General features: G+C 67.3%; 6 protein-coding genes and 3 pseudogenes. 4 read left to right on the top strand and 5 right to left on the bottom strand.

The window, feature by feature from the left end:
- Positions 1-701: 701 nt before the first annotated feature.
- On the bottom strand, positions 702-1,016 hold the full coding sequence (locus GJ632_RS13870; protein ID WP_089803704.1) for a non-histone chromosomal MC1 family protein: 315 nt from the start codon (positions 1,014-1,016) through the stop codon (positions 702-704).
- Positions 1,017-1,259: 243 nt separating this feature from the next.
- Here GJ632_RS13870 and GJ632_RS13865 point away from each other — a divergent pair, with 243 nt between their 5' ends.
- The 4 genes and pseudogenes from GJ632_RS13865 (at position 1,260) to GJ632_RS13850 (ending at position 4,219) form a co-directional block, all read left to right on the top strand.
- Complete coding sequence (locus GJ632_RS13865) at positions 1,260-1,457, top strand: hypothetical protein (protein ID WP_006055708.1); 198 nt, start codon at positions 1,260-1,262, stop codon at positions 1,455-1,457.
- 9 nt (positions 1,458-1,466) lie between these two features.
- Positions 1,467-2,575: pseudogene (locus GJ632_RS13860) on the top strand (quinone-dependent dihydroorotate dehydrogenase).
- 56 nt (positions 2,576-2,631) lie between these two features.
- Complete coding sequence (locus GJ632_RS13855) at positions 2,632-3,912, top strand: DUF6498-containing protein (RefSeq protein ID WP_343161188.1); 1,281 nt, start codon at positions 2,632-2,634, stop codon at positions 3,910-3,912.
- Between the two features lie 100 nt (positions 3,913-4,012).
- A complete protein-coding gene (locus GJ632_RS13850) occupies positions 4,013-4,219 on the top strand; it encodes a hypothetical protein (protein WP_089803707.1) in 207 nt (68 codons plus the stop codon).
- Between the two features lie 46 nt (positions 4,220-4,265).
- On the opposite strand, the pseudogene GJ632_RS13845 reads toward GJ632_RS13850, so the two are convergent.
- From GJ632_RS13845 to GJ632_RS13830, 4 genes and pseudogenes are all read right to left on the bottom strand, one after another.
- A pseudogene (locus tag GJ632_RS13845) lies at positions 4,266-6,922 on the bottom strand (valine--tRNA ligase).
- A gap of 164 nt (positions 6,923-7,086) precedes the next feature.
- A pseudogene (locus GJ632_RS13840) lies at positions 7,087-8,291 on the bottom strand (trans-sulfuration enzyme family protein).
- A 180-nt stretch (positions 8,292-8,471) separates the two neighbouring features.
- Positions 8,472-10,205 carry a phenylalanine--tRNA ligase subunit beta gene (gene pheT, locus GJ632_RS13835; RefSeq protein WP_191453269.1) on the bottom strand — a complete coding sequence of 578 codons (1,734 nt, stop codon included), beginning with the start codon at positions 10,203-10,205 and terminating at the stop codon, positions 8,472-8,474.
- Positions 10,205-11,315, bottom strand: a 1,111-nt coding sequence (locus GJ632_RS13830; RefSeq protein WP_191453268.1) for a phenylalanine--tRNA ligase subunit alpha, incomplete at its 5' end; no start/stop codon positions are given. The genes GJ632_RS13830 and pheT, both read right to left, overlap by 1 nt.

Here is an 11,315-nt window from a genome sequence, read left to right as displayed (position 1 = left end):
AGGGGGTGGGAATCCTCATGCTTCGGGTTGAACGTAGCGCGTTCGACGCCTTAAGGGCATCGTTCCGCGCTTCGTGAGTGTCCTCGCGAGAGGACGGTGCGGTCCGACGGGTGCGACACGGGGGTTTGAACCGTGGTCGCGGTCGCGGTGTGGTCGTTCGCATTATTCCGAAATGCGCTCGACCACTTAAGCCCGTCCGTATCGTCGGCGGGCGTGGAGAGTGCGATCGCACCGTCCCCAGCGGCGGCCGACGTGTCGGCGGTGGGATCGAGGGCGTTCGGAGAGTGGCGCGCCGGGAGTGTCCCGGGGCGCCCCGCGTATTTCTACGAATGGCAGGGGAACATAAAAGGCCGTCGAACCGGCGGCGCTTCGTCATGCGGTTTCATACCTTCGTGGCCGCCCTGCCGCGAGAGCTCACACGGGCGAGGGAAGTGACGCGTCGCTCAGCGGTCGAGTGCACGGAGATGTCGCGCGGTCGGAGGCCGGTCGCTCATCCCTCGCGTTTCACGTCGGGTCGGACCGGGTGGTAGCCGCGCGAGTGAGTTTCGTCAGGGGACGGCCAAAGCCGTGTCGGATGCGTGCGGACGAACTCCCTCGGCGGCCACCGACGCACGTCGCGTGGTCGGACGGTGCTGAACGGGCGGGACTGCGACGAGTCTCGCCTCTCGCGTGCGCGAAGAAAACGTCGGTGTCGTGCGGACCTACTCCTCGATGTGTTCTATCCCCTGTTTCGAGACGTTTCCTTTCGTGATGTCCCCCTCCATCCAGTCCGGTTTGTCGTCGGGGGCGTTGTCCACCCACGCCCACGCGTGGAAGATGTGTACCTTGTCGGTCCCCTTCTCGCGGAGCCGAATCTCTGTTGCGTGTTCCCGGGCCTCGTCCTCGGAACCGTGCGGATCGAGTCGTCGGGCGGCCTTCAGGGCGGCTTGGCGGGGCATGCTTCCGGAGAAGACACTCGACTCCGTGCCGTCCTCCTCACGCAGTACGAAGTTCCGCTTACCGTCCTCGCGTACCATGGTTTGTGACCTCCATGGCAACCGAACACATGGTCCGGCTTAAATATATCGGCGAAAAATGGGGGGCGGCGGCGAGGTGCCTATAAAGAATCGCTCAGTCTGCGGTGGGTCCGTTCCGATTCGAAGAACGACAGACACCGAGCGCACCAGCGCCGTTTGGGTACAGGTTTGTTTACAGACTTGAGAACGGGTAGACAACACTTATGTATATCCTACGGCGAAGCATCGAACAGAGAGACCCCGATGGTCCGGAAAAAGAAGCTCAGCCCGAGTGGCGCGAAAGACGAGAACGGCGAGTACCACAACGTCCATGTGAACCTCCACGAGGACGAACTCGCCGTCGCCGGAATGGAGATTGGCGACGAGGTGTTCGTTCGAGTCCGCGACGGCAAGATCATCATCCAGAAGGCCGACCCCGACGAAGTCGAACACGACTTCTGACCGCGCCAGATGGAGCGACCCGTCTCGGACGACAGACGCACCGCACAGCGGCCATCACCTCTGCGCGGCCTCTATCGACTCTTCAAGCCCGTACTGTTCTCGTTACCGCCGGAGACGGCGCACGGACTCGTCCACCGCGGACTGTGTGCCATCCAGCACACGCCCGTCGCCGACGCCCTCGCCGCGCGGTGTCGCGTGGCGGACGACAGACTCCGCACGGAGGCGTTCGGCGTCTCCTTCGACAACCCCATCGGCGTCGCCGCCGGGTTCGACAAGAACGCCGAGGTGCCAGACGTTCTCGGCGCACTCGGCTTCGGTCACGTCGAAGTCGGCGGCGTGACGGCGCGGGCGCAGGACGGGAACCCCCGCCCGCGGATGTTCCGCCTGCCCGAGGACCGGGCCATCATCAACCGGATGGGGCTGAACAACGAGGGCGCGGACGCCGTCGGCGCGCGCCTCGCCGCGGGGCCGCGTCCCGAGATACCCGTCGGCGTCAACCTCGCCCTCTCGGAGTCGGCCACGCCGGCCGACGCGCCCGAGGACTACCGCTACACCTACGAGCGAGTGGCCGAACACGCCGACTACGTCGCGGTCAACGTCTCCTGTCCGAACAGCGAGGGGTTCCGCGACCTGCAGAACCGCGACTCGCTGGAGGCCATCCTCGGTGAACTCGTCGACGCCGGCGCCGACCCCCTGCTGGTGAAACTGTCGCCGGACCTCCCGGCTCCCGCCGTCGAGGACGCCCTCGACGTCGTCGCCGAGTACGGCCTGGACGGCGTCGTCGCCACCAACACCACCACCGACCGTCCGTCGGGACTGCGGAACCCGAACCGGGCGGAACGCGGCGGACTGTCGGGCGCACCCATCGAGGACCGCGCCACCGAGATGGTCCGCTTCGTCGCCGAGCGAACGGACGTGCCCGTCGTCGCGTCGGTGGCGTCTCCTCGGCCGAGGGGGCCTACGCGAAGATTCGCGCCGGGGCGAGCCTCGTCCAACTGTACACCGGCCTCGTCTTCGAGGGACCGACGCTCGCGCGCGACATCAACGAGGGACTGCTGGAACTCCTCGACCGCGACGGCTTCGACTCGGTGGACGAGGCCGTCGGCGCGGACCTGTAACCGGGCGTCCGACGGCGGACCGTAACCTGTTTGTCTCCCGACTCGTTCGCACGACTGTGCGTCGTCCCTCCACGCCGCGACTCGGACTCCTCGCGATTCTCGGGTCCAACGCCGTCGCACCGCTCGGTGTCCTGTTTCTCGGGTGGTCCACGACGGTCCTCCTCGCCGTCTTCGCCGTCGAAGTCGTCGCCGTCCTCTGCTGGTCGCTCGTGAAGATACCGTTCGCGCGGAAGCGCCCGAACGACGGCGTCGAGGACGACAGTCGGCTGTTCGGCCCGTTCCATGGCAAGCGCGGCAGCGTGACGCTCCCCGGACCGGTACCGCCGCTCTACCCGCGAAACCTCCTGCCGCTACTCGTCGCCGCGGCGTTTCTCGCACCGCTGGAACTCGGTCTCGTCCTCGGCCTGTTCGGACTCGCCGACCCGACGGTCACGGACGAGATGGTCGGGCGCATCGCCCTCGGCGGGGTGGGCGTGTTCGTCGGCCACGGCGTCGAGACGGCGAGCGACTACTTCCACGACGAGGGGTACAGACACCACTCGCCGCGGTCGGCGTTCTCGCCCGCGTTCAGACAGTTCTTCGCCGTCGGCGCGCTCCTGTTTCTCGCCGGGGCGGTGACGGCCGTCGGCACCGAGGCCCTCGTGACAGTCGTCGTCGTCGGGAAGTTCGCGCACGACCTCCGGACGTATCAGGTCGAACACGACCCGGAGAAGCGCGGACTGTTCGCCCGCCTGTTCGGGAGCGCGGAGACGGAGATAGCTCCCGTTCCGGTCGCCGTCCCCGCCGAGTCTCCGGCCTACCGGACGCGTCCCGGTCGTCTCGTGACCGTCTTCGACGCCGTCTACCGCGGCGTCAGGTACACCGTCACGAGTGCCGTCCTGTATCTCTACGTCCTCGTCGGGGCGGCGGTGTTCGTCGGCGCGCCGCAACTCGCCGTGTACCCGCTCGTCCTCGCGAGTGCGTTCGCGGCGCTGAGAGCGCTCTCGCGCTACGTCCGGGTCGGGACGGTCGAGTATCGCTGCTACGGCGACGTACTCGTCGTCTACGACACCGTCTTGGACGAACCGCAGGCCCGCCTCGAACGCGGGGCCGTGACCGGCGTCGCCGTCCGGACGGACGTCGTCGACCGACTGTTCGGGACGCGGACCGTCACCTTCGACGCGGCCACGGACGACGCCACGGCGGTTCGACTCACGGCACCCGACCCCGACGAGGTCGAAGACGACGCGAACGCGAACCGCCCGCTGACGCTCCCGCACGTCGAGGACGCGGCGACCGTCGCCGAGGCGTTCGGCGTCGGGTGGCAGTTCGAACGCGACGTAGGCGGGACCGACTGACCGCGGCGGCCGACGGCGACGGCCACCGCGTCCGGGGCGTCTGCGGCCGCGACCGACCGCGGCCACCACCGTTATCGACGCGCCCGCGGACCACACGACCGTGCCAGACCTCGGCAACCCCGCCGGATTCGACCTCGCGACCGTTCTGACCGGGTCAGGACTCACACTCCTGCTGTCTGCCGGTATCGTCCGATACGGCGACCGATTCCAGTACACCGCCGCGGAACTGTACGGCATCGGCGGTGCCGCCCTCGTCGCCCTCGGCGTCCTGTTCGGACTCGTCCTCGTGGTGATGGGTCACCGGTAGCGACGGAGAAAAGGAGAGAAGACGAGTCGTGGGAGTCGTCGCCGCTTCAGTCGCCGTGCCGGACGATGACGACGGCGTCGCCCGCTTCGAGCATGTCGCCCTCGCCGGTGTACCTGCGCTCTTCCTCGATGGTGAACATCTCCGGGTCGAGTTCGCGCCCGCGGCGTGGAGTTCGCCGTCGACCACCTCGTACTCCTCGGCTTCGAGGGCGGCCTCGATGTCGGGCACCTGCGCGCCGAACTCCGGCCCGACCAGCGAGTAGTCGAGGTCGACGCCGGTGACGACCGACTCTATCTGCGGTTCCTCGTCCAGCGTCTCCAGTTCCTCGACGTGCATGACGCCGCTGACGTCCGCCTCGAAGCCGCGAACGTCGCCGTACACCTGCACCAGGTCGACGGGCGCGTTCATCGACAGTTGGTTGTCGCTCTTGTACTTGCGGAGGGCCCCGACGACGGCCATCGCCGTCTCGCCCGCCGCGAAGTCGGCGTCGAGTCCGAGCGGTTCGGGCCACGCCGTCCCGTGGACGCTCTCGTCGCCGTGCATCTCGCGCCACAGTTCCTCGGTGACGTGTGCGAGGACGGGCGCGAACAGTTTGAGGAAGCGACGGTGTGCCGTCCGGAGCGTGTAGGCCGCGGAGGCGTCGCCGCCGTCGCGGACGCGCTGTTTGGCGATTTCGAGGTAGTCGTCGCAGAACGTGTTCCAGAAGAAGCTCCGCAGGTCGTCGCGGGCCTTCGAGAACTCGCGGGTCTCCAGTTTCTCGGTGACGTGCTGAATCTCCCGGTCCAAAGAGGCCAGAAGCCACCGGTCGATGGCGCGCAACTCGTCGTGGTCGAACGTCTCGGGGGCGTCGTCGGTGAGGCTATCGACCAGTTTCGAGGCGTTCCACAGTTTCCGGAGGAGTTTCTCGCCCGCGCGGAGGCCCTTCTCGGAGTAGGGCAGGTCGTCGCCGACGGCCGACCCCGCGGCCCAGTAGCGCGCGGCGTCGACGGGGTACTTCGACATGACCTCGTCCGGCGAGACGACGTTGCCCTTCGACTTCGACATCTTCTCGCGGTTCTCGTCCAGGACCATCCCGTTTATCATCACGCTGTCGAACGGCACCTCGCCGGTGTGCTCGTAGCACTTGACGACGGTGTGGAACAGCCAGAAGGAGATGATGTCGTGGCCCTGCGGGCGCATATCGAACGAGTAGAGTTCCTCGCGGTCCAGCGTGGTCTCGCCGCTCTCGGCGTCCCAGTCCCACCCGGCGTTGATGAGGGGCGTGAGCGACGAGGTGGCCCACGTGTCGAACACGTCGTCCTCGGGGACGAACTCGTCGTGGCCGCACTCGGGGCAGGCGTCGACGGGCGGGTCGTCGCTCAGGGGGTCCACCGGCAGGTCTTCGCGGTCGGCGACGACGACGTGTTCGCAGTCGCCGCAGTACCAGACGGGGAACGGGATGCCGGAGGAACGCTGCCGGGAGATGGACCAGTCCCACTGGAGCCCCTCGATCCAGTTCTTGTACCGCGTGAACATCTTCTCGGGGTACCAGTCCATCTCGCGGCCTGCTTCGAGGTACTCGTCGGTCTTGTCCAGCAGTTCGACGTACCACTGGTCTTTGACGAGGAACTCGACGCTCGTCCCGCAGCGTTCGTGGACGTTCACCGTGTGGGTGATGGCGCGGCGGTCCAGCAGTGCGCCCGCCTCGTCGAGGTCAGCGACGATTTCCTCGCGCGCCGCCTCCGAGGACAGACCTTCGTACTCGCCCGCGACGTCGGTCAGGGTGCCGGACTCGTCGATGGCGATGCGGAGGTCCAGGTCGTGCGCCTGGTACCACTCGATGTCGGTCTGGTCGCCGAACGTACAGCACATGACGATGCCGGACCCCGTCTCCAGGTCCACGCGTTCGTCCTCGATGATGGGCACCTCCTGTCCGAACAGCGGAATCCGCGCCTCCTCGCCGACGAGATGCTGGTTCGAGTCGTCGTCGGGGTGGACGAAGACGGCGACGCACGCGGGGAGCAGTTCAGGGCGCGTCGTGGAGATGACGAACTCCTCCTGGCTGTCGTCGGACTCCGTCCGACTGTCCGAGGAACTCCGTTCCTCGCTGTCCACGACTTCGAAGGCGATGTCGTGGAAGTGGCTGTCCTGTTCGTCGTCCTCGGTCTCGACCTGCGAGATGGCCGTCTCGCACTCGGGACACCAGATGGCCGGGGCGCGCTGGCGGTACTCGCGACCGTCGTCGTACAGTTCGACGAACGAGAGCTGCGAGATGCGCTGGACCTCCGGCGAGATGGTCTGGTACGTCTGCTCCCAGTCGATGGAGATGCCGAGGTTCTGCATCTTCTCGGTGAACTCGGCCTCGTAGCGTTCGCACACCTCGCGGCACATCTGTTGGAACTCGCGCCGGTCGTAGTCCTGATGGCGAACGTCGAGTTCCTCCTCGGTCAGTCGCTCCGAGGCGATGCCGTTGTCGTCGAAGCCGAACGGGAAGAACACCTCTTTTCCGCGCATCCGCTCGAACCGAGCGACGAAGTCCTGCAGCGTGAAGCCGTAGGCGTGGCCCCAGTGGAGACTCCCCGAAACCGTCGGCGGCGGCGAGTCGATGGAGAAGGCGGTGTCGGCGTCTACCGCGCTGTCGTCGTACGCGTACGTGTCCTCCTCGACCCACCTGTCTTGCCACTTCGCTTCGACCGTCTCGGGGTCGTATTCTCCGCTCGGCATTGATAGGAAAGTGTACCACCGGAAGGCGTGTTAAGTCACTCGATTGGTCGGGGGAGACGCCCCGAGCGTGCCGCCTGCGCCGACGGCCGGGACGGCGGACGCGGCGGTGAGCGCGCGACCGGAGCGACGGACGGCGTGTCCGAGAAGACGGACGGTGTGTCCGGTCAGACGGCGTCGAGCGCGTTCGAGAGGTCCGCGAGCAGGTCCGCCTCGTGTTCGACGCGACGGAGATGCGGAGGAGGCTGTCGGAGATGCCGAGCGAGTCGCGTTCGGTCTGCGAGAGCGGCGAGTGCGTCATCGACGCCGGGTGCTCGACGAGCGACTCGACCCCGCCCAGACTGACCGCCAGCGGGAAGTGGTCGAGAGCGGCGACGAACCGCGCGACGCCGTCGAGGTCCGTCCCCAACTCGACGGAGAGGACCCCGCCGTAGCCCGACATCTGCCGGGAGGCGAGTTCGTGTTGCGGGTGCGACGCCAGCCCGGGGTAGTGGACGGCTTCGACCGACGGGTGGTCGGCGAGGAACTCGGCGACGGCCTGCGCGTTCGAGGCGTGCTTCTCCATCCGGAGCGGGAGCGTCTTCAGGCCGCGGAGGGTGAGGTAGGCGTCGAACGGCGCGAGCATGTTGCCCATCCCGACGCGTTGGAGGAACTGCACCTCCTCGAGGTACGCCTCGTCGTTCGTCGCGAGTGCGCCGCCGATGGAGTCCGAGTGCCCGTTGAGGTACTTCGTCGTCGAGTGGACGACCACGTCCGCGCCGAGTTCGAGCGGTCGCTGGAACTGCGGCCCGACGAACGTGTTGTCGACGCCGAGCGTCGCCCCGTACTCCTCGGCGACGGCGGCGACGGCCTCCACGTCGCAGAGTCGCAGCAGCGGGTTCGTCGGCGTCTCCATCCAGACCAGCGACGTCTCCTCGCGCATCGCCGCCTCGACTTCCGCCGTATCACGCGCGTCCACGAACGTGGTCTCGACGCCGAGTCGGTCCTCGAAGTAGCGCGTGAGCATCGACCTCGTACCGCCGTAGAGGTCCTCGAACGCGACGACGTGGTCGCCGGGTTCGACGGCCGCCGAGATGGCCGTCACGATGGCGGCCGTCCCGGAGGCGAACGCCAGCGCGTCGTCGGCGCCGCACAGCGCCGCGAGACGGTGTTCAAGCGCGTTCCGCGTCGGGTTCGAAAGCCGCGAGTAGAGATACTCGCCCGCGTCCGGGTCGAGCGTCTCCAGCGACGCATCGGGGTCTATCTCCGGCACCGCGTACGTCGAGGAGAGGTGGATGGGGACGGCCACGTCTTCGACGCCCGGGGCGGGTCGTTGCCCCCGTTCGCCGTAGGTCACGGCCAGCGTCTCGAATCGCTCGTCAGAATCGTTCATGAAAGATACCGCGCGACGGCGTACTAAACATTTCGATGATTTCGAGAAAAATACTTGAAGATAATTTTGCCTCGCGTACGATTAGCTTGGGTTATTTTTCTCGGCCGCCGTCGGCACCGTAGTGGCACCGCGGCCGGCGAGCAGACAGCGAACGGAGCGAGACGACGAGACGCCGCCGGTCTACCGCAGTGCGTCGAGGTCGAACTCGAACGCCGCGACGGGCAGTTCCAGGTCGTGTTCGACCAGCACCGCAGGGTGAATCTCGCCGACGACGCCCACGTCCGCGCCGTCGACGACGACGCTGGCGACGCGGCCGTCGATGAACGACGGGTGGTCGGTGGCGGGCGTCTCCAGTTCGACGCCGAAGTCGCGGCAGAGCGTCTGGAGGCGGGCCTTCGCGTCCTCGAAGGTGGCGTCGTGACGGGCGAGGGCGCCGGCGACGTGTCGCCGTTCGGCGACGCGCGTGTTCACCGAGTCGTCGCGTTCGGCGACCAGTCCGATTTCGGCGAGGTCCTGCGGGTACGCGCGGTGGGTGTTGTTCTCCAGGACCATCAGCAGGGAGGGGAGCGCCCACGTGCGGAGGATGGTGTAGTCCTCGCTGTACGGGCCGGTTATCTCCGCGGCGTCGCCGCCGCCGAGAACCGAACGTCCGGGTTCGACGCGCATCCGGTCGTACACCTCCGCCTCGCTGGTCATGTGGAAGTTCAGCATGTCCTCGAAGCCGAGTCCCACGAGGGAGTTGCGGGCCGCGTCCTCCAGTCGGGAGCGTTCGTGGCGGCCGCCGACCGTCCCCACGTTCGGGTAGCGCGGTTCGAGTTCGTTGAAGCCGTACGCGCGTCCCACGTCGTCGATGAGGTCCAACGGGTGGAGCACGTCCACGCGGTACGGCGGAATCGACACCTCGTAGACCACGTCGTCGCTCTCGGCGTCCGCGTCGGCACCGTCGTCCGCGTTCGCGTCGAGGCCGGACCGTTCGAACAGGTCCACCACCTCGCGCGGTTCGAGGTCGACGCCGAGCATCGTCTCGATGCGGTCGTGCGAGACGTGCTTCGTGTCCACCTCGAAGTCCGGCCGGACGAGAGAGCCCGACTCGTACTCGACTTCGACCTCCTCGATGGTCGCGCCGCGCGCGTCGAGGGCGTAGCAGACGATGTTGCACATCCGGTCGATGGTCCACTGGTCGGTCCCCGTGAGTTCGACGAGCAGTTCGCGGGACTCGGTGGACACCTCGGTCCGGCGGCCGTTGATGACCGGCGGGAACGAGAACAGGCCGAGTTCGTCGTATATCGCCGGGTAGCGGTCGTACTCCGAGACGAGGTCGGCGTACGTCTGACCCGTCTGGTGGCGTTCGAGGACCTCGGCGGGCGTCATCTCCGCGTCGGCGTCGAGGGGGACGAACGTGTCGCCGTCGGGGTCGACGCCGGTGTAGGTGATGGAGTTGCCGCCCGACTCCTCGGTGAGCACCTCGCCCTTCAGCATCGTCAGGTCGTGGATGCCGATTGCGCCCTTCGCGCGCTTGCGACCCATCGTCGCGTGCAGTTTCTCCTGCAGTTGGATGAGCGAGTCGAGGGCGTCCTCGTCCAGGTCGACCCCGCGGATTATCGCGCCGGTGACGTACGGCCGTTGGTCCGGCACGTCCTCGTCCACGACGAACGTGAAGTCGGGGTCGTTCGTCTTCGGCACGTAGACGCCGCGGGAGTCGCCGTACTGGTAGCGGAGCGACCGCGCGACGCCCTCCACGGAGAGCCTGTCGAGTCGGTCGGGGCCGAACTCCAGTTGGAACGCCCCCTCCTCGGTCTCGCCTTCGAACTCCAGTCCGAGGGCGAATAGGTCCTCCTTGAACTCCTCGTCGGACTTCTCGTCGTGCCCGGTCAGGTCGCGCAGTTCGTCGGGGTGAACGTCGACGACGGGCATTATCGGAGCACCTCCGTCTCGCGGAGCAGTTCGAGGTCGGACATCGTCCCGTGCACGTCGCGTATGTCGTCGAAGCCGTACATGAGCATCAGCAGGCGTTCCAGCGCGAGGCCCCACGCCATCACGTCGCAGTCGACGCCCAGCGGTTCGAGCACCTCGTCGCGGAACATACCCGAGTTCCCTATCTCTATCAGTTCGCCCGTCTCGGGGTGCCGTCCGAACAGTTCGAACGACGGCTCCGTGTAGGGGTTGTAGTGCGGCTTGAACTGGATGTCCGTGATGCCGAACTGCGCGTAGAACTCCTCGAAGGTGCCCATCAGGTCGCGCACCGAGAGGTCGTCGGCCATCACCCAGCCCTCTATCTGGTAGAACTCCAGCAGGTGGGTCGGGTCCAGCGTGTCGTTGCGGTACACCTTCTCGACGGAGAAGTACCGCTGCGGCGGTTCCAACTCGCCGACTTCGTACCCCGAGAGGTAGCGCATCGACAGCGAGGTGGTGTGTCCCCGGAGGGCGATGGCGCGGGCGAAGTCCTCGGACCACGGCGAGTGGTAGCCGTCGCCGTCCGGGCCGACGCCGTTCCGGTGGGCGTCCTCGACCCGGTCGACCAGGTCCTCGGGCACCTCCTCGATGGGCGGCACGTCGAGGGCGAACCGGTCCCAGTGGGTCCGCGCCGGGTGGTCCTGCGGCATGAACAGGCAGTCGTTGATCCAGAAGTCCGCGTCGGCGTGCGGTCCCTCCATCTCCTGAAAGCCCATGCCGACGAGCACGTCCTTCACTCGGTCCGCGGTCTGGCGGAGGATGTGCGTCTTGCCGCCGCGCGCGTCGGGTGCGTCGGCCTCGACGTTGTACTCGGTGAACTCGACGTCCTGCCACTCGCCGGAGGTGAGCATCTCGGGGGTGAGGCGGTCCACCGTCTCCGCCGCCTCGACGCCCTCCATGAGGAGGGTGACGCCCGCATCGGTGAGGGTGACGGAGCGGACCGTCTCCTCGTGGCGTTCGACGAGGTTGCGCGAGACGAGTTGGTCGAGTGTGTCCTCGTCGTCGACCGTCTCGCCGTCCGCGAGGGCGGCCAGGGCGGCGGACTCGGCGTCGCTCTCGGCGTCCGCGTCG

Origin of the sequence: Halogeometricum sp. CBA1124 (assembly GCF_009741955.1) — an archaeon.
Lineage (GTDB): Archaea > Halobacteriota > Halobacteria > Halobacteriales > Haloferacaceae > Halogeometricum > Halogeometricum rufum.
The sequence above is the reverse complement of the archived record's forward strand: the minus strand, read 5'-3'. Positions and strand labels throughout refer to the sequence as shown.